Below are 17,327 nucleotides of genomic sequence, written 5' to 3'. Positions count from 1 at the left end.
GTCACGACACCCGCAAGGAGGAACCACGGTGCTGGAGCTGTCGATCCTGGGCTTCCTGGCCGAAGAGCCGCTGCACGGCTACGAGTTGAAGGAGCGCATCAAGGCGCTCAGCGGCCATGTCCGCCCGGTCAGCGACGGCGCCCTCTACCCGGCGATCACGCGCCTCATCAAGGCCGGCAAGCTCGACCAGCACGAGGAGCCGGGCACGAGCGCGGCCCCGCGCCGCATGCTCTCCCTGACCGACGAGGGCCGCGAGGACCTGCTGGAGCGCCTGCGCCATCCCAAGCAGGCCGAGATCACCGACCAGGTCCGCTTCAACTCGGTCCTGTCGTTCCTACGACACCTGCCGGACCGCCGCGAACAGGCCGAGGTGCTGCGCCGCCGCCTGGACTTCCTGAACGCGCCCACGAGCTTCTTCTACGACGGTGGCGAGCCGGTCCGCGCGGAGGAGACGGACGACCTGTTCCGGGCGGGGATGCTGCGGGTCGCGCGAGCCACCGGAGCGGCGGAGCACGCCTGGCTGACGGAGGCGATCGAGAAGCTCGGTCAGCCCAGCTGAGCGCGCAGATAGTCCCGCCACCGGGCGGTGAAGTCGTCCAGGTCCGTGTCCAGGACCCGCTCCAGCGCGTCCTCGACCGCCCCGGCCCGCTCCTCGCGGGCGCCCACGGCCTGGTAGAACTCCCGCAGCTTTGGCTCGCCCCACTGGTCCGCGACCATCCGGCACGCCATCCAGCCGCTCTCGTAGGCCTGCGCGAGCTCGGTCGCGTTGCCGCTGAAGCCGAAGTCCCCGTCCTCGGGCAGCGCCGTCGGCACCCGCCCGTCGGTCACGGCCCGCCAGAGTTCGGGGGCGGCCTGCGCGGGCGAGCGGCCGGAGTCGAGGTAGCCGACGAAGTCGGCGTACCCCTCGGACAGCCACAGGGGCGTGGCGGCGCTGGTGTGGGCGCGGGTGGCTACATGGGTGGTCTCGTGGGTGAGCACGACCTGCTTGCCGACATCGCCGAGGACGCCGTACGCGTCGGGGTTGACGATGATCCGGTCCGCGGGCGCGCTCGCCGGGGCGCCCGTCTCGCCCGTGGTGACGGCCGCGATCCCACGGTAGGAGGAGGCGGGCGAGCCGAGCAGGGCCGCCATGCCGTCGAGGGAGTTCGGTACGAGGACGACGACATGCCGGGACCAGTCGGTGCCCCAGGCCGCCGAGACGGCCGGCACGGCATGGTCCGCCAGATCGGCGTAGGAGTGCAGGACCTCGGTCGACTGCTCGGCGCCCAGGACGAGGCTGTGCTCGCCGCGCACGACGGCCACCTCGCCCTGGTCCCAGAGCTGCTGGGCGGACTTCTCGGCGGGCTTCTCCGTGTCCACGTACCACTGGCCGCTCGCGTCCAGGCTCAGCGTGAGGGTACGGCCGACGCTGACCGGTGCGTTGTCGTAGCCCTGTATCCGGTAGTCGAGCTCGGCCTCGGCGGTGGCGGTGGCCCCGTCGCGGTGCAGGGCGGTCAGGCGGTACGACCAGGCCGCGAACGGCACGCCACGGGCGTTCTCGAACCAGTCGAGGGCACCCGTCCTGCGAAAGGCCGCCCGGTCCCGGTCCAGGACGGCGGCCGAGCGCCGGTCCAGGAGCCGCTGGACATCGGCCCCGGCGGTGTCGGAGGCGGGCCTGCCGCCGCATCCCACCAAGGAGACGAGCAGCAGGCACAGCGCCACGACACCGTGCTTCGACGCCCGCCCTCGACCAGCCATTTCCCGATCGTACGGCGGCGGCGAGGCGTTGGTCAGACCCTGGTGACCGTCGCCCCCGGCATCATGCCCACCGGGTCGTAGCGCACGGGTGCGCCGGGGTAGGGCGCGTGGATGACCTGGCCGTTGCCCACGTACATCCCGACATGGCTGGCGTCCGACCGGTAGGTGACCAGATCACCGGGCTGGGCCTGGGAGAGCGGGACCTGGCGGCCGGCATGGCGCTGGGCCTGCGAGGTGCGCGGCAGGGAGACACCGGCCTGGCGGTACGACCACACCATCAGGCCCGAGCAGTCGAAGCCGGAGGGGCCGGTGGAGCCCCAGACGTACGGCTTGCCGAGCGCGCCGCGGGCGGCGGCGACCGCGGCACCGGCCCGGGCGTTGGGCGGGACCGCGCTGCCGAGGTCGGGCATGTCCGCACGGCCCGACCGCGAGGCCCGGTCGTAGGCGGCGCGCTCCGCGGACGGCAGGGAGTTGAGGAGCTCACGGGCCTTGGCGAGCTTCTTCTCGACGGTCCGCTTGTGGCTCGCCACCGCCTTGCGGCTCTTCTCCAGCTCGGAGAGCTGCCCTGCCGCCTCCACGCGCTCCTGGGTGAGCTCGCGCATCGCCTCCTGGAGGTCTTTGAGCTCACCGGCCTGGTGGGCGCTGATCCGGTCGAGGGCGGCGGCCTTGTCGAGGTAGTCGTCCGGGTCGTCGGAGAAGAGCAGGGCGAGGGAGGGGTCGAGGCCGCCAGCGCGGTACTGGGCGCCGGCCAGCGAACCGAGCGCCTCCCGCATGGAGTTGATGCGCTCCTGCTGCCGGGCGATCCGGTCCTGTGCGGTGGAGACCTGCTTGCGGAGGGTGTCGGCGCGTTCGTCGGCCTTGTTGTAGGCCTCGGTGGCCTGCTCGGCCTGCTCGTAGAGACGGTCCACCTCGGCACGGGTGTCGTCGTGCGGCGCGGCCGACGCCGGTACGGCTCCGAGGGCCGCGGCGGTGGCTGACAGGACACAGAGCGCGGCGGACGCGCCCCGGTCGAACCCGGACGGTGCAAGGCGGCGATGGGACCCCACGGGAAGCCGCACTCCTTCCGCTGGCGGACAGGGAAACGCGGCAGACAGTAGCTCCGTGACCGGGTGACGACCAACGACCTCTGTGGGCACACACAGTGACGCCCCGCCTATGACGCAGGTCATGGGCGGGGCGTGGGGTCAGTTCATGTTCCCGCAATTCGCCCGTTCGGGCGGTGCGGTGTCGTGATCTTGAGGGTGATCAGACCCGGACGCCGAACTGGAACGGCATGTTGCCGATCGACTCGTAGCGGACGACCGTGCCGGTGCGCGGGGCGTGGATCACCTGGCCGTTGCCCGCGTAGAGGCCGACGTGGTGCTGGTCGCCGTAGAAGATGACGAGGTCGCCGACCTGGAGTTCGCTCATCGACAGATGCCTGCCGTAGCCGGCCTGGGCCTGCGAGGTGCGCGGTATGGAGACACCGGCCTGGGCGTAGGCCCAGGAGGTCAGGCCCGAGCAGTCGTAGGAGGCGGTGCCCGTGGCGCCGTAGACGTAGGGCTTGCCGAGCTGGCTCTGGGCGGCCGAGAAGGCGGCTGCCGCACGGCCGGAGGCGGCGGTGGAGTTGCCGAGGTCGACGCGCTCGCCGGCGGAGCGGCTGGCGCGGGCGTCCTCGGCGGCGATGGCGGCCTTCTCGGCGGCCGTCAGCGTGTTGAGGAGCTTCTGCGCCTCGCCGAGCTTGCCCTGGACTTCCTTCTTCTTCTTGGCCAGCTCGGTGCGGGTGCTGGAGAGGTCCTTGAGCTTCTCGGAGGCCTCGGAGCGCTCCTGGGCGAGCTCGCGCTGCTTCTCCTGGATCTTCTTCAGCGCGTCGACCTGCTGGGCGCTCAACTGGTCGGCGGTGGACGCCTTGTCCAGGTAGTCGTCCGGGTTCGACGACAGGAAGAGCTGGAGGGAGGAGTCGATGCTGCCCGTGCGGTACTGGGCGGCTGCCGCCAGACCCATGGAGTCCCGGAGGTCGTTGAGCTCCTCCTGGCCGCGGGCGACGTTGTCCTGGATCGTGGAGATCTCCTTCTGGAGCTTCTCCTGCTTCTCCTTGGCGCCGTTGAGCTTCTCGGTGGCCTGCTCGGCCTCTTCGTAGAGCTTGTCGACCTTGGACTTGACCTCGTCCTTGCTGGGCTTCTCGCTCGGCGCCGCGTTGGCGGCGTTGGCACTCAGAGCGACTGCAGCGGCAGCAGCTGTGGTCAGCACGGTCACGCGCGTGCGGCTCGGCTGCTTGGGTCGACGGTGGGACGCCACGGAGGTGAGCTCCTTCTTGTGAGTGATCACCCGTTCGGAGGTTCGAGCCCAGACCCTAGTGACCTTCTTGTGATCAGTTCAAATCCTCACGAGAAAAAACCCGTCACAGACTGCATTCTTTACACACAACTCACGAGCAGTAATGCTCGATTGACGCTACGTTGCGTGACGATTCCGCCAATTCGGGCATTAAACCTGGAAGTTAAACGATCAGGACAGTCGCTTCAAAAGCATCGCCGAAGCGACAGGCCGGGCCCCCGCCTTGGCCACCCCGTCGGCGACCTCGCGGTCGGTGGAGGCGACGATGAGCGGCCGCCCCGGCGGCTCGGCGCGCACCAGCTGACGGATCAACTCATCAGCGGTGACACCGGGCTTGGAGAACAGCACCCGCACCCCGCGCGGCGGCGCGAGCAGCACCGGCGCGGCCAGCTCGGCCCCGTCGAAGACACATGTCACCTCTGCCCCGGTTTGAGCGGCGAGCTGCGAGAGCTGACCGAGCAGCCTGAGACGCTGCTTCTCCAGGGGCATCTGGGGATAGCCGGTCTTGGTGACGTTGTAGCCGTCGACCACCAAGTGCGCCTGCGGCAGGGCGAGAAGCTGGTCCAGGATCGCCGGGTCGTGCTCGGACAGTGCCCGCGCCGCGATGTCCTTCGGGGTCATTCGTCCCGGTTCGACCGCATCGACGGTCTCGGCCGGCCGTACGGACACCGGCGGCAACGCCAGCTCCCGGCGCAGCCCTTGGGCCGCGTCGAGCACGGTGTCCAGAAGCAGCCGCACCCGCATGTCCTCGACGCTGCGCCCCTCGCGGGCCGCCCTGCGGGTGGCCTCCAGGGCGGCCTCGACCTCGCCCAGGCGGGCCTTGAGCCGCCGGGACTCGACCTCGGCGGCGGAGACCTGGGTCCGCCCCTCCGCGCGTACCGTCTCCATCTCGCCCTGGATCTTGCGCAGGGCGGCCTCGCCGCGCTTGACGTCGCTGAGGGCGGCGCGCAGCTTTCGGTGCAGCGATTCCGCTTCCTTCTTCGCCGACTCCAGCTCGGCGCGCAGCCGCTCGGTCTCGGTCCGGGTGTGCTCGCGCGCGTGCGCGAGCTCCTCGCGCAGTCGTTCCAGCTCGGCGCGGCTCTCCTCGTCGGCGCGCTCGGCGTCGGCCCGCAGGGCCTCCTCGCCGGCCGCCGTCACGAGCTTCACCCAGCCGGTGGGGCGCAGTACATAGGCCGCGGCCGCCACATCGAGCGGATCCGCGGCCGGGGGCGGTGAGAGGGAGTCGAGGGCGCCGGAGAGCTCCGGCTGGGCCTCTCTGAACTTCTCCCCGATCCGCTGCCGGAACAGCGGATCGGTCTCCAGAGCCGCGGCCATCGCGTTGCCGGCGAACTTGGCCCGCCGGTTGGGCGCGAACCGCGCGTACTGTCTGAGCTGTGCGGGCAGTTCCCCGACGGTCAGCCCGCCGAAGCCGTCGGACACGATCTGTACGACCCGGCGGCGCACGCCGTCGGGCAGCGGACGGTCGAGCACCTCAGCGGCGCCGTCGCCCGGCCCCCCGCCCGCGCTCTCCACCATCCGTCAACACCCCAACCGTTCCGCGGGGCCTGCTCCCTCAGGAGCCGGCACCCGGCCTGTCCACGAGTTCCACCTGATCCACGGCATTGCACCAGCGGCAGCGCACCGACTCGATGCTCTCACTGACCACCTCGCGCTCCTCGACCTTCGGCTCACCGGCGAGGTCGAGATGGACGTACTCGACGACCTTCGACGAGCGGGTCACGTCGAAGCGCGTGAGGTTGCCACAGAGGGTGCAGCGCCACCGCGTCGAGGCGGTCGGCAGGGGAACCGTCATCGTGACTGTGCTCATTCCTTCTAGGTCTCTATTGTCCGTGACGCGCCGGTCTCCCGGCGCGTGTGGCCGTAACCCTACGGCCTGGCGGGGACTCGCCGCTGGTCCGTCCACGGCGGCGAGGCGGTCTGTCGGCTTGCGTCCCGTTACGTCATGCTCTGTGTTCATGATCAGCAACTGGAGCGTGGTGGCCGGCCGGGCGAGCAGGTCGCTGTGGCGGTCGGCGCCGATGACCTACGGCCTCATCGCCCTGTGCTGCGCGCTCTTCGTGATCGGCCCGGCGGCGGGCCTCAATCCGGCGTACGGCTCCGGCGACGCGCTGCTCGCCGCCCAGCGCGCCTACTTCCACCGCTGGGGCGTGGTCCCCGCAGAACTGTTCGAGGGTTCGGCCAGAGCCGTGCTCACCCCGGCGACAGCGCTCTTCGTCCACGGCAGCTGGGTCCACCTCCTCGGCAACATGCTCTTCCTCTACGTCTTCGGCGTGCTGACCGAGGCACGGATGGGCCGCGTCCAGTTCACCCTCTTCTACCTGGGCTGCGGCTATCTCGCGCTGCTGGGCTACGCGGCCGCCAACGCCGACTCCGAGCAGTCCCTGGTCGGCGCCTCGGGGGCGATCTCCGCGGTCCTTGGAGCGTTTCTCTACCTGTTCCCCGGGGCCCGGGTGACAAGCCTGCTCCCGTTCCTCTTCTTCCTCCCGCTGCGCTTCCCGGCCTGGGTCGTGCTGCCCTTCTGGGCGGCCCTGCAGTGGCTGGCGGCGGGACAGGCGTCGCACGGCCCGGGGGTGGCGTATCTGGCGCACCTGGTGGGCTTCGGCCTGGGCTTCGCCTACGCATGGGTGCGGTTCCCCCCTGCGACTAGAGTGAAGGTCGCCCCAGCTCCGGCCCCCGAGGGAGAGAACCAGCAGTGATCACCGCGATCGTCCTCATCAAGACCAGCGTGGACCGGATCCCCGAGATCGCCGAGTCGATCGCGGCCCTGGACTCCGTGAGCGAGGTCTTCTCCGTCACCGGCACGTACGACCTGATCGCCATGGTCCGGGTCAAGCAGCACGAGGACCTCGCCGAGGTCATCCCCGGCAGCATCAGCAAGATCCCGGGCGTCGAGGGCACCGACACCCACGTCGCCTTCCGCACGTACTCCCAGCACGACCTGGAGGCGGCGTTCGCGATCGGCCTCGACAGCTAGGCGGTGACGTCGAGGGCGGTGATTCCCTCGCTGGAGGCGGTGTAGAGGCGGTTCGTGCAGTACGGGGGCCGCCGTCCCGTTCTGGTGTCCGGCGCGGTAGCCCCGCCGTCCGTCGCGCGCCCCTCGTTCCCCGGGTCCCGCAGCCACAGCCACCCGCCGACCCCGCCCCCGGCAGCCACCACGGCCCCGCCGGTGAGGGCCTTCAGCAGCCCCCGCCGCGAGGGCGAGGAAGCGGGGATCACGGTCGCCGCCGGGACGTCGGGCGCCGCCACATCCGGCACCGGTGTGTCCGTCGCCGTCACCGGCGCCACGTACTCGACGCGGCTCTCCCGCTCCCCCGACTCCCCCTGCGGAAGCCACCGTTCGTCACCCCGGGCAGCCACGGACTCCTCCGAGACGGCCCTGAACCAGCCCGCCCGTACGCTCTCCCGCAGCGACCCCGCCGTATGCTCCACGGCCCCGACCACCGCCTGAGGTGTCGGCCGCTCCCCCGGCTCGTCCCGCAGACAGGACTCCACCAGCGGCAGCAGCCCGTCCGGGCCGCCCTTCAGGTCGAAGTCCCGGGTCAGCACCCGCAGCAGGATCGAGGAGGCAGGTATAGCAGGCCCGTCAGCAGGTCAGACCGCCGGGACGCAACGGCCGTCCTCCGTGCGGTACTTCCACTTCGCACCGTCCCGGACGAGCTCCTTGACGGCCGTCACGAAGCGCTCGACGTGCTCGTCCGGCGTCCCCGCGCCGAAGCTCACCCGGATCGCGTTGAGGGACTTCTCGCCGGGCGCGGCCTCCGGGGCTCCGCACTCGCCCTGGGTCTGGGGGTCGCTGCCGAGGAGGGTGCGGACGAGGGGGTGGGCGCAGAAGAGGCCGTCGCGGACGCCGATGCCGTACTCGGCGGAGAGGGCGGCGGCGAAGTGGGAGCTGTTCCAGCCCTCGACGACGAAGGAGATCACGCCGACGCGCGGGGCGTCGTCCCCGAAGAGGGAGAGGATCCGGACCTCCGGGACCTCGGCGAGGCCGGTCTTCACCTTCTCGATCAGGTGCTGCTCACGGGCGACCAGGGTGTCGAAGCCGGCCTCGGTGAGCGCCTTGCAGGCCGACGCGATGGAGTAGGAGCCGATCACGTTCGGGGACCCGGCCTCGTGGCGGGCCGCGGTCTCGTGCCACTCGACGTCCACGCCGCCGTCCGTACGGCGGGTGACCTTGCGGCTGGCGCCGCCGCCGGCGAGGTAGGGGTCGGCGGCCCGGAGCCAGTCGGCGCGGCCCGCGAGGACACCGGAGCCGAAGGGGGCGTACAGCTTGTGGCCGGAGAAGGCGATCCAGTCGACGTCCAGGTCCTGCACGGAGACCGGGTGGTGGGGGGCCAGCTGGGCGGCGTCCAGGACGATCCGGGCGCCGTGCGCGTGGGCGGCGGCGGCCAGCTCACGCACCGGCCACAGCTCGCCGGTGACGTTGGATGCGCCGGTCACGCAGACCAGGGCCGGGCCGTAGCCCTCTTGAACAGATGCGGTGCGGGCGGCGAGGGCCTGCTCCAAGGTCTCGACGGCCTGGGCGGGGGTGCGCGGGGCGTTGAGGTAGGTGACCCGGGCGTCCTGCCAGGGCAGCAGGCTCGCGTGGTGCTCGGTCTCGAAGACGAAGACCTGGCAGTCGGCGGGGAGCGCCTGGGCGAGGAGGTTCAGGGAGTCCGTGGTCGAGCGGGTGAAGATCAGCTGGTCGTCGGCGCGGCAGTCCAGGAACTCGCAGATTGTGTTCCGAGCGTTCTCGAAGAGGTCCGTCGACAGCTGGGAGAGGTAGCCGGCGCCGCGGTGGACGCTGCCGTAGTACGGGGCGTAGGCCGCCACGTCGTCCCAGACGCGCTGCAGTGCGGGGGCGCTGGCCGCGTAGTCGAGGGCCGCGTAGGTGACCTCGCCGCCGGTGACGAGCGGGACGGTGACATCGCTCCCCAGAACGGACAGCGGGGCACAAATGGTCTGGGCGGCGGCAGCGGTGGAGACAGACATGGGGAACTCCCGTGAGAGCGCATGCCGAAGAAGGACATGCGGAGGTGAGGAAAAGGGTGCGCGGAGGCGGGGCTCGGCAGCCCTATCGCATTCGCTTGCTCACGGAAGACTCCCTCGAACGACCAGGACCCCTGGATTCGAGAGGGGCCCGCGCTTGCCGTAGACCTCACTGCCTACGGCCTGGTCTTCACCCGGGGCACCCCGCCACGGACGGAGGGTTGCCGGACAGTCGGCCGGGGCCTCATGACTGTCACTCATGACCTGGTCAAAGAACGTACGCGATGTGATCGTCGTCCCGCAACCCGTGTCCGGATCGCGGGACGACCATCGGTGGACGTCAGGCGTTGCTGGCCGCCGCCCAGCGCTCCAGCGTCCGCTTGGCCGCGCCGGAGTCGATCGACTCGGCCGCCTTCACCATGCCGGCCCGGAGCTGGTCCACGAGCGGCGCCTCCGTCGGTGCGAACGCCACCAGCGCCGCGGCCGAGTTGAGCAGTACCGCGTCCCGCACCGCTCCGGTCCCGCCGTCCAGCAGACGTCGGGCGACCTCGGCGTTGAACGAGGCGTCCGCGCCTCGCAACGCCTCCACCGGCACCAGTTCGAGACCGACGTCCCGCGGGTCGAAGGCCTCCTCGCGCACCTTGCCGTCGCGGACGATCCACACCCGTGAAGTGGCCGTGGTCGTCAGCTCGTCGAGACCGTCGTCACCGCGGAAGACCAGCGCTGAGGAGCCGCGCTCGGCGAGCACTCCGGCGATGAGCCCCGCCATGCGGGTGTCGAAGCAGCCGACCGCCGAGGCGGTGACCCTCGCGGGGTTGGTCAGCGGGCCGAGCAGGTTGAACGAGGTCGGGATCCCGAGGTCCCGGCGGACCCCGCCGACGAACCGCATCGACGGGTGGAACTTGGCCGCGAAACAGAAGGTGATGCCGGCCTCGTCCACCACCTGGGCCACCCGCGCGGGCGACAGGTCCAGATTGATGCCGAGCTTCTCCAGGACGTCGGAGGAACCGCTCGCCGAGGACGAGGCCCGGTTGCCGTGCTTGACGACCTTCGCCCCGGTGCCCGCGATCACGATGGCGGACATCGTCGAGATGTTGACCGTCTTCGCCCGGTCGCCGCCGGTGCCGACGATGTCGACGGCAGGGCCGGGGATGTCCAGCGGCTGCGCGTGCTTGTACATCGCCTCGACGAGACCGGTGATCTCCTCGACCGTCTCCCCCTTGGCCCGCAGCGCCACCATGAAGCCCGCGATCTGGGCGTCGGTGGCCTCGCCGCTCATGAAGCGGTCCATGGCCCACGCCGTGTCACCGGAGCTCAGGTCCTGGCCACCGAGCAGGGCGCTCAGTACCTCGGGCCAGGAACGGCCCGCCGCGATGTCGCCTCCAGCGGGGGTCACAGCGCTCATAAGGCCGCTCCATGATGTCGTAGAAGAGTGTGCCCCCACCCTATCCAGCCGCAGGGCACGGCAAAGGGCCCCGTCCGGTGTTCGGACGGGGCCCTTCGTGCGCGTGGCGAGCGCAGCGATCAGTGGTGGCCGTGGCCGCTCGTGATCTCCTTGTACTCCTCGGCGGTCGGCTTGGGGATCTGGGACTCCTCGCCGAAGTAGGCCTTGCTCAGCTTGACCCGCAGCTTCTCGGAACCCGCCACCTTGCGCTCGACGCCGTTGTCGTCGACCGTCGGGCCGATCTCGGCCGGCATGTACTGCTCGTGCGCGGTGAGCGTGTGCAGCGCGTCCTGGCTGAGCGGCTCGTGCACCTCGATGAACTCACCGTGCGGCAGGCGCTTGATGATGCCCGACTCGCGGCCGTGCAGCACCTTGTCCCTGTCCCGGCGCTGGAGGCCGAGGCAGATCCGCTTGGTGACGATGAACGCGATCACCGGGGCCACGAAGAACCCGATGCGGACGAACCAGGTGATCGAGTTGATCGACAGATGGAAGTGCGTGGCCCAGAGGTCGTTGCCGCCACCGATGAGCAGCACCATGTACCAGGTGATCCACGCGACACCGAAGGCGGTACGCGTCGGAGCGTTGCGCGGGCGGTCCAGGATGTGGTGCTCGCGCTTGTCGCCGGTGACCCAGGCCTCGATGAACGGGTAGACCGCGATCGCGACCAGGACCAACGGGAAGATCATCAGCGGGATGAACACACCCAGGACGAGCGTGTGACCCCAGAAGTTGATCTCCCAGCCCGGCATGACACGGATCAGACCCTCGGAGAAGCCCATGTACCAGTCGGGCTGGGCGCCCGTGGACACCTGGTCCGGACGGTAGGGACCCATGGCCCAGATCGGGTTGATCGAGGCGATGGCCGCGATGACCGCGATGACACCGAAGACCAGGAAGAAGAAGCCTCCGGCCTTGGCCGTGTAGACCGGGAACAGCGGCATGCCGACCACGTTCTTGTTGGTCTTGCCGGGGCCCGCGTACTGCGTGTGCTTGTGGACGAACACCAGGATCAGGTGCGCCACGATCAGGCCGAGCATGATGCCCGGCAGCAGCAGGACGTGCACCGAGTAGAAGCGGGCCACGAAGTCGCCGCCCGGGAACTCGCCACCGAACAGGAAGAACGACAGGTACGTGCCGACGATCGGCACGGACAGGACCGCGCCCTCCATGAAGCGGACACCGGTGCCGGAGAGCAGGTCGTCCGGGAGCGAGTAGCCGGTGAAACCGGTGAACATGCCCAGGACGAACAGCAGGAAGCCGAACAGCCAGTTGACCTCACGCGGCTTGCGGAACGCGCCCGTGAAGAACACGCGCATCATGTGCACGAACATGCCGGCGAGGAAGATCAGCGCCGCCCAGTGGTGGATCTGCCGGATCAGCAGACCACCGCGCACATCGAAGGAGATGTGCATGGTCGAGTTGAACGCCTCGGACATCAGCTGTCCCTGCAGCGGGACGTAGCTGCCGTGGTACTCCACCTCGTTCATCGACGGGTGGAAGAACAGCGTCAGATACACACCCGTGAGGATGATGATGATGAAGCTGTACAGGCAGATCTCGCCCAGCATGAACGACCAGTGGTCGGGGAAGATCTTGCGCATGTTGGCCTTGGCCAGGGAGTAGATCCCCAGCCGGCCGTCGGCCCAGTCGGCGAGCTTCTCGCCGGCCGGCGCCTTCCCGCGGTCGCGGGCGGACTCGTTGTTCTCGTTGGTGCTCATCCGCGCTCCCAGAAGGCAGGACCGACAGGCTCTTCGAAGTCGCCGCGCGCCTCGAGGTAGCCCTCGTCGTTCACGCCGATGCGCAGCTGCGGCAGGGCGTGACCGGCGGGGCCGAAGATCACTCGGGCACCGTCGGAGAGGTCGAAGGTGGACTGGTGGCAGGGGCAGAGCACGTGGTGCGTCTGCTGCTCGTACAGGGAGATCGGGCAACCGACGTGGGTGCAGATCTTCGAGTACGCGACGATGCCCTCGTGCGACCACTCGAGCTCGCGCTTGTCCTTGATGTCGTCCGGCTGGATCCGGACGATCATCAGGGCCGCCTTGGCGATCTCCGTCTGGAATTCGTGGTCGTCCTCCTCCAGGCCATCGGGCTTGGCGAAGGTGAGCGAACCGACGGCGACGTCCGAGGGGCGCAGCGGCTCGTTCGTGTTCATGTTGACGAGCAGCAGCCCCTTCTTCCACATGGTGTGGCGGAGCTTGGTCCCGGGCAGCGGGCCGAGGTCACGCAGCAGCACGACTCCGGCCAGCGGCACCAGGGTGAGCGCACCGAGCATCGTGTTGCGGATCAGCTTGCGACGGCCGATCGCGGACTCCTTGGTGCCCGCCTTCCAGTCGTCGAAGACCTTCTCGCGGACCTCGGGGGTGGCCGAGATCGGGTGCCGCTCGTCGACCATCTCCTCGTCGGACATCAGCGTGCGGGCCCAGTGGACCGCGCCCGCGCCGATCGAGAAGAGCGCCACACCGAGGGTCAGACCGAGCGCGAAGTTCAGCGCGTTGATGTGACCGATCGGGAAGACGAAGATCGCCTTGTCGTGCGGCACCGCCACGTACGAGGCGATGAAGGCGACCGTGGCCAGCATCGACAGCGTGAACAGGAAGGCGACCACACGCTCGGAGCGCCGGGCGGCCACCTCGTCGATGTCCTGGACGCGGTGCTCGTGGGGCGGCAGGCCGGGGTCGGCGAACGGGTTCTTGTCGTCCGCGACGCTTACCGCACCATGTGCGTCCTGCTCTGCGGGCAGGTTCTCGTTCTCTTCCGGAATGTCTTGGCTACTCATGACTTCTTGGCCTTTGCGGTCCGGGCGGCGAGCCAGACGGCAACCGCGATGAGCGCACCGAGTCCGAACACCCACGCGAACAGACCCTCACTGACCGGACCGAGTCCGCCCAGTTCGAGGCCGCCGGGGCTCTCGGTGTCCTCCCCGTTGACCGCGTCGAGGTACGCGATGATGTCCTGCTTGTTCTGCTCCGACAGGGTGGTGTCAGGGAACGACGGCATGTTCTGCGGGCCGGTCTGCATGGCCTCGTAGATGTGCTTCGGGTCGACGCCCTCGAGGTCGGGCGCGAACTTGCCGTGCGTCAGCGCGCCACCCTTGCCGGTGAAGTTGTGGCACTGCGCGCAGTTGGTGCGGAACAGCTCGCCACCCTTGGCGATGTCCGCTCCGTCCGGGCTGTACTCGTTCTTCGTCGGGATGGCCGGACCGGCACCCAGCGAGGAGATGTACGCGGCGAGCTGGTCGATCTCGGCCTGCGTGTAGATGACCTTCTTCTTCGGGACCTGCGCCCCGGGCTGCTGGGCCGGCATACGGCCGGTGCCGACCTGGAAGTCGACGGCCGCAGCGCCCACACCCACGAGGCTCGGGCCGTCGGTGGTGCCCTGACCACCGGTGCCGTGGCAGCTTGCGCAGCCCACGGCGTACAGCTTCTTGCCCTCCTCGATGGTGAGGGACTGGGCGGTCTCATCGGCCTGCGCCTTGTCCGCCGGCGCGAACGCGGCGTACAGCCCCCCGGTGGCCGCCAGCGCGAGGAGTAGGACGACGACCGCCGCCAGCGGATGGCGTCGTCGTGCGGAGAGCTTTTTCACGGATTACCCCGGTGTCAGGATCTTCTGCGTCGATGCTTCTGGAATGTGCGGGCGCGGGCCCGGCTACTTGATCAGGTAGATCGTGGCAAAGAGGCCGATCCAGACGACATCGACGAAGTGCCAGTAGTAGGACACGACGATGGCGGCGGTCGCCTGCTCGTGCGTGAACCTCTTGGCCGCGTAGGTGCGGCCGAGGACGAACAGGAAGGCAATGAGGCCACCCGTCACGTGCAGCCCGTGGAAACCGGTGGTCAGGTAGAAGACCGAGCCGTAGGGGTCGGAGGAGAGCGAGAGCCCGTCCTTCTTGACCAGCTCGGTGTACTCGTACACCTGGCCGCCGATGAAGATCGCACCCATCACGAACGTGACGATGAACCACATCCGGAGCTTCTTCACGTCACCGCGCTCGGCGGCGAACACGCCGAGCTGGCAGGTGAGGGAGGAGAGCACCAGGATCGTGGTGTTGGTCGCCGAGAACGGAAGGTTCAGGCTGTGCGCCATTTCCTTCCAGTGGTCGGGACCCGTCACCGATCGCAGGGTGAAGTACATCGCGAAGAGGGCCGCGAAGAACATCAGCTCGGAACTCAGCCAGATGATGGTTCCGACGCTGGTGAGGTTCGGCCGGTTGACCGACGGGTGCGCGTGCCCGGTTTCTACTGTCGTTGCTGTCGCCACGACCGACATTATGTCGGTCCCTTATCCCGCCCTCACTCCCGGGGGTGCCGTTCGGGGTGTCCGCAGCGTGTGTACTGCCCGTATGGCCCATCGCAGAGGTGTTCAAGCGGGTGTTGACCGGGTGTTCAAGGGAGTAGCATCCGCCGCATCGGGCTCTGCCCGTTCATGGCCGTACGACACTGATGTCACGGAGGAACCATGCAGGCGACCGCCACGGTGCTGGTCTACAGCGACGACTCCAACACCCGCGAGCAGGTGCGGCTCGCCACCGGACGCAGGCCCGCTCCCGACGTCCCCCAGGTCGAGTTCGTGGAGTGCGCCACGCCTGCCGCCGTCATCAAGGAACTGGACCGGGGCGGTATCGATGTCGCTGTCCTGGACGGCGAGGCCGTGCCCATGGGCGGCATGGGGCTGTGCCGGCAGGCCAAGGACGAGATCTTCAACTGCCCGCCGGTGCTGCTGCTGATCGGGCGCCCCCAGGACGCCTGGCTGGCCACCTGGAGCCGCGCCGAGGCCGCGGTGACGCATCCCGTGGACCCGGTGGAGTTCGCGTCGGCGCTGGCGTCCCTGCTGCGTCAGAAGAGGGCTCTGAGCGCCTGATACGGACGCTCAGACCGATTCGGGACGCAGTCTCGCCTTCTCCTCCGGGCGGGGGCCGTCGGGGCTTCCGCCCACCAGGGCGCTGCCGTTGCGCCACTTCTTCCAGCCGAGGTTCCAGTCCCCGAAGCCGTTGCCGAAGGCTTCCATGGTGTCGCCGTAGGAGTTCACGACCTTGACGACGTCACCCTCACGGACGTTGTCGAAGAACCACTCGGCGTTGCCGGTGCTCATACCCGTGCAGCCGTGGCTGACGTTGGCATAGCCCTGTGACCCCACCGACCAGGGGGCGGCGTGCACGTACTCGCCGCTCCAGGTGACGCGGGTGGCGTAGTAGACGGGCAGGTCGTACGACTCCGAGGATCCCTCGGAGATACCGATGCTGGTGCCGCGCATCCGTACGAAGTACTCCTTGCCCAGGACGACCTTGACGCCGTTGCGGGTCTCGAAGCCGGGCTTTCCGGTGGTGACCGGGATGTCGTTGATCGCCTTGCCGTTCTTGTAGACCGTCATGGAGTGCGAGGACGCGTCCGTGACGGCGATGACCCGGTCGCCCGTGGTCAGCTTGAGGGGCTTGACCTTGCCGCCCCACAGCCGGTCGCTGATCTTGATGCCGTCCAGGTTGCTTCGAACCTGGATGGTGGCCTTGCTGGGCCAGTACTCCTTGGGGCGGTAGTGGAGTTCCTTGTCGTCCACCCAGTGCCAAGCGCCTTCCACGGCGGGCATCGAGTCGACCTTGAGCGCGCGCTCCACGATGGCCCGCTGTGCCTTGTCCTTGACGGGCTTGCTGAGTTCGGCCGTGATGGGCTGGCCGACGCCGTACTTGCCCGCCTTGGGGCCGAAGGTGACCTTCAGGCGCTTCTTGGTGAGGGGCTTGCCGGTGTCGAAGGCGAGGACCTTGCGGCCGGGCGCCCCGTCCTCGTCCTCGGTGCTCACCCGCACCGTGTAGTGGGCGCTGGCGGCCAGCGGGCTGGTGCTGTGCCAGCGGGTGCCGTCGGCGGAGAGTTCGCCCGCCACATAGCGTCCTGTCGCGTCCAGGGCCGTGACGTCCGTGATGCGCCCGTCGTCGTCCTCGGCGGTGACTTCCAGGGGCTTGTCCGGGTCGGCCTTCTTGCCGTCGCCCGAGGGGCCGTTGAAGGAGATCTGGTCCGCCGCGTCGTACGGCGCCGCCGACAGCGGGCTGCCCTCGCTGCTGCAGGCGGTGCCGCCGGCGGTCAGGGCGACCACCAGCAGCGTGCAGGAGATGACGGTGCGTGTACGCGGAGTCTGGCTCATGGCTTCACGCTAGGAAGCTTCGTCAGCGGCGGCGCGGTGGGTAACTCGTACGAGGGAACAGCACTGCTGCAAAAGCGGGAGCCCGGACGCTCCTGACGGAGTGTCCGGGCTCTTCTGCGCTCAGCTCGTGCTACTGGGTGCGGTTCTCACCGCGGTAGTACTCGAAGACCCAGCCCCACAGGCCGATCATGATCAGCGGCGCCGAGAAGTACATCAGCCACCAGCCGATCGCGATCGACAGGAACGCCAGCGCGCCACCGATGGCGAGCGACAGCGGCTGCCAGCTGTGCGGGCTGAAGAACCCGACCTCGCCGGCGTCGTCCGCGACGTCCGCCTCCTTGTTGTCCTGCGCACCGACGTCGACCCGCCTGGCCGTGAAGCCCAGGTAGAAGCCGATCATGATGCACAGGCCGAAGGCCAGGAAGAGCGCCGTGGTACCGGCAGGCTCCTTCGACCACACGCCGTAGACGACCGCCATGGCGAGCACGAAGACGCTCAGCCACATGAACATCCAGCCTTGGACCTTCACTTGCCGGCCTCCTTGCCACCAGCCAGGGCCTTCTCACCGTGAGGCGCGTTCTCGAGCTGGTCGAGAGCCGCGATCTCCGGGTGATGCAGGTCGAACGCCGGGGATTCGCTGCGGATCCGCGGCAGGGTGAGGAAGTTGTGCCGCGGGGGCGGGCAGGACGTCGCCCACTCCAGCGAGCGGCCGTAGCCCCACGGGTCGTCGACC

General features: G+C 69.2%; 18 protein-coding genes, 1 pseudogene and 1 riboswitch. Of the genes and pseudogenes, 4 read left to right on the top strand and 15 right to left on the bottom strand.

Annotated elements, in window-relative coordinates; translation table 11 throughout:
- Nucleotides 1-28 precede the first annotated feature (28 nt).
- Entirely contained in the window at nucleotides 29-559 is a 531-nt protein-coding gene (locus tag TN53_RS26790) for a PadR family transcriptional regulator (RefSeq protein WP_046261234.1), read from the top strand.
- On the opposite strand, the gene TN53_RS26785 is transcribed toward TN53_RS26790, so the two are convergent.
- The 5 genes from TN53_RS26785 to TN53_RS26765 form a co-directional block, all read right to left on the bottom strand.
- Complete coding sequence (locus TN53_RS26785; protein ID WP_046261233.1) at nucleotides 547-1,737, bottom strand: lipoprotein; 1,191 nt, start codon at nucleotides 1,735-1,737, stop codon at nucleotides 547-549. The two genes, TN53_RS26790 and TN53_RS26785, sit on opposite strands and share 13 nt — an antisense overlap.
- A 32-nt stretch (nucleotides 1,738-1,769) precedes the next feature.
- Entirely contained in the window at nucleotides 1,770-2,783 is a 1,014-nt protein-coding gene (locus TN53_RS26780; RefSeq protein WP_046261232.1) for an NlpC/P60 family protein, read from the bottom strand.
- Nucleotides 2,784-2,982: 199 nt separating this feature from the next.
- A complete protein-coding gene (locus TN53_RS26775) occupies nucleotides 2,983-4,014 on the bottom strand; it encodes an NlpC/P60 family protein (protein WP_046261281.1) in 1,032 nt (343 codons plus the stop codon).
- Nucleotides 4,015-4,224: 210 nt separating this feature from the next.
- The gene (locus tag TN53_RS26770; protein WP_046261231.1) at nucleotides 4,225-5,568 is read right to left on the bottom strand and encodes an NYN domain-containing protein; all 1,344 of its coding nucleotides are present in this window, start codon (nucleotides 5,566-5,568) and stop codon (nucleotides 4,225-4,227) included.
- 37 nt (nucleotides 5,569-5,605) lie between these two features.
- Entirely contained in the window at nucleotides 5,606-5,845 is a 240-nt protein-coding gene (locus TN53_RS26765; RefSeq protein WP_046261230.1) for a hypothetical protein, read from the bottom strand.
- A gap of 163 nt (nucleotides 5,846-6,008) precedes the next feature.
- Between TN53_RS26765 and TN53_RS26760 the strand changes: the two genes are divergently transcribed.
- A complete protein-coding gene (locus TN53_RS26760; RefSeq protein WP_046261280.1) occupies nucleotides 6,009-6,749 on the top strand; it encodes a rhomboid family intramembrane serine protease in 741 nt (246 codons plus the stop codon).
- A complete protein-coding gene (locus TN53_RS26755; protein ID WP_046261229.1) occupies nucleotides 6,746-7,027 on the top strand; it encodes an Lrp/AsnC family transcriptional regulator in 282 nt (93 codons plus the stop codon). Before TN53_RS26760 ends, TN53_RS26755 begins: the two co-directional genes overlap by 4 nt.
- Here TN53_RS26755 and TN53_RS26750 read toward each other — a convergent pair.
- The 7 genes from TN53_RS26750 to TN53_RS26720 all read right to left on the bottom strand — a co-directional run bounded on the left by TN53_RS26750 (nucleotide 7,024) and on the right by TN53_RS26720 (nucleotide 14,731).
- Nucleotides 7,024-7,599: a hypothetical protein gene (locus TN53_RS26750; RefSeq protein WP_046261228.1), complete on the bottom strand. Its 576-nt coding sequence runs from the start codon at nucleotides 7,597-7,599 to the stop codon at nucleotides 7,024-7,026. The two genes, TN53_RS26755 and TN53_RS26750, sit on opposite strands and share 4 nt — an antisense overlap.
- 45 nt (nucleotides 7,600-7,644) lie before the next feature.
- Nucleotides 7,645-9,021, bottom strand: coding sequence for an aminotransferase class V-fold PLP-dependent enzyme (locus TN53_RS26745; protein ID WP_046261227.1), 1,377 nt, complete (start codon nucleotides 9,019-9,021; stop codon nucleotides 7,645-7,647).
- A 145-nt stretch (nucleotides 9,022-9,166) separates the two neighbouring features.
- Nucleotides 9,167-9,283, bottom strand: a riboswitch (SAM riboswitch).
- Between the two features lie 75 nt (nucleotides 9,284-9,358).
- Entirely contained in the window at nucleotides 9,359-10,423 is a 1,065-nt protein-coding gene (gene trpD / locus TN53_RS26740) for an anthranilate phosphoribosyltransferase (RefSeq protein ID WP_046261226.1), read from the bottom strand.
- Between the two features lie 119 nt (nucleotides 10,424-10,542).
- Nucleotides 10,543-12,183 carry a cytochrome b gene (locus tag TN53_RS26735; RefSeq protein ID WP_046261225.1) on the bottom strand — a complete coding sequence of 547 codons (1,641 nt, stop codon included), beginning with the start codon at nucleotides 12,181-12,183 and terminating at the stop codon, nucleotides 10,543-10,545.
- Entirely contained in the window at nucleotides 12,180-13,241 is a 1,062-nt protein-coding gene (locus tag TN53_RS26730) for a ubiquinol-cytochrome c reductase iron-sulfur subunit (protein WP_046261224.1), read from the bottom strand. Before TN53_RS26730 ends, TN53_RS26735 begins: the two co-directional genes overlap by 4 nt.
- The gene (locus TN53_RS26725) at nucleotides 13,238-14,047 is read right to left on the bottom strand and encodes a c-type cytochrome (protein WP_046261223.1); all 810 of its coding nucleotides are present in this window, start codon (nucleotides 14,045-14,047) and stop codon (nucleotides 13,238-13,240) included. Before TN53_RS26725 ends, TN53_RS26730 begins: the two co-directional genes overlap by 4 nt.
- A gap of 63 nt (nucleotides 14,048-14,110) precedes the next feature.
- Nucleotides 14,111-14,731, bottom strand: a complete 621-nt coding sequence (locus TN53_RS26720; RefSeq protein ID WP_046261222.1) for a cytochrome c oxidase subunit 3 — start codon at nucleotides 14,729-14,731, stop codon at nucleotides 14,111-14,113.
- A gap of 189 nt (nucleotides 14,732-14,920) precedes the next feature.
- Here TN53_RS26720 and TN53_RS26715 point away from each other — a divergent pair, with 189 nt between their 5' ends.
- Nucleotides 14,921-15,322 carry a hypothetical protein gene (locus tag TN53_RS26715; protein WP_046261221.1) on the top strand — a complete coding sequence of 134 codons (402 nt, stop codon included), beginning with the start codon at nucleotides 14,921-14,923 and terminating at the stop codon, nucleotides 15,320-15,322.
- Between the two features lie 9 nt (nucleotides 15,323-15,331).
- Here TN53_RS26715 and TN53_RS26710 read toward each other — a convergent pair whose 3' ends face one another.
- The 3 genes and pseudogenes from TN53_RS26710 to TN53_RS26700 form a co-directional block, all read right to left on the bottom strand.
- A complete protein-coding gene (locus TN53_RS26710; RefSeq protein WP_046261220.1) occupies nucleotides 15,332-16,594 on the bottom strand; it encodes a L,D-transpeptidase in 1,263 nt (420 codons plus the stop codon).
- A 130-nt stretch (nucleotides 16,595-16,724) separates the two neighbouring features.
- A complete protein-coding gene (locus TN53_RS26705) occupies nucleotides 16,725-17,123 on the bottom strand; it encodes a cytochrome c oxidase subunit 4 (protein WP_046261219.1) in 399 nt (132 codons plus the stop codon).
- Nucleotides 17,120-17,327 (bottom strand): annotated as a pseudogene (locus tag TN53_RS26700) (cytochrome ubiquinol oxidase subunit I); the annotation flags it as partial. The gene TN53_RS26705 and the pseudogene TN53_RS26700, both read right to left, overlap by 4 nt.

This window comes from Streptomyces sp. WM6386 (assembly GCF_000972385.1).
Taxonomy (GTDB): domain Bacteria; phylum Actinomycetota; class Actinomycetes; order Streptomycetales; family Streptomycetaceae; genus Streptomyces.
The sequence above is the reverse complement of the archived record's forward strand: the minus strand, read 5'-3'. Positions and strand labels throughout refer to the sequence as shown.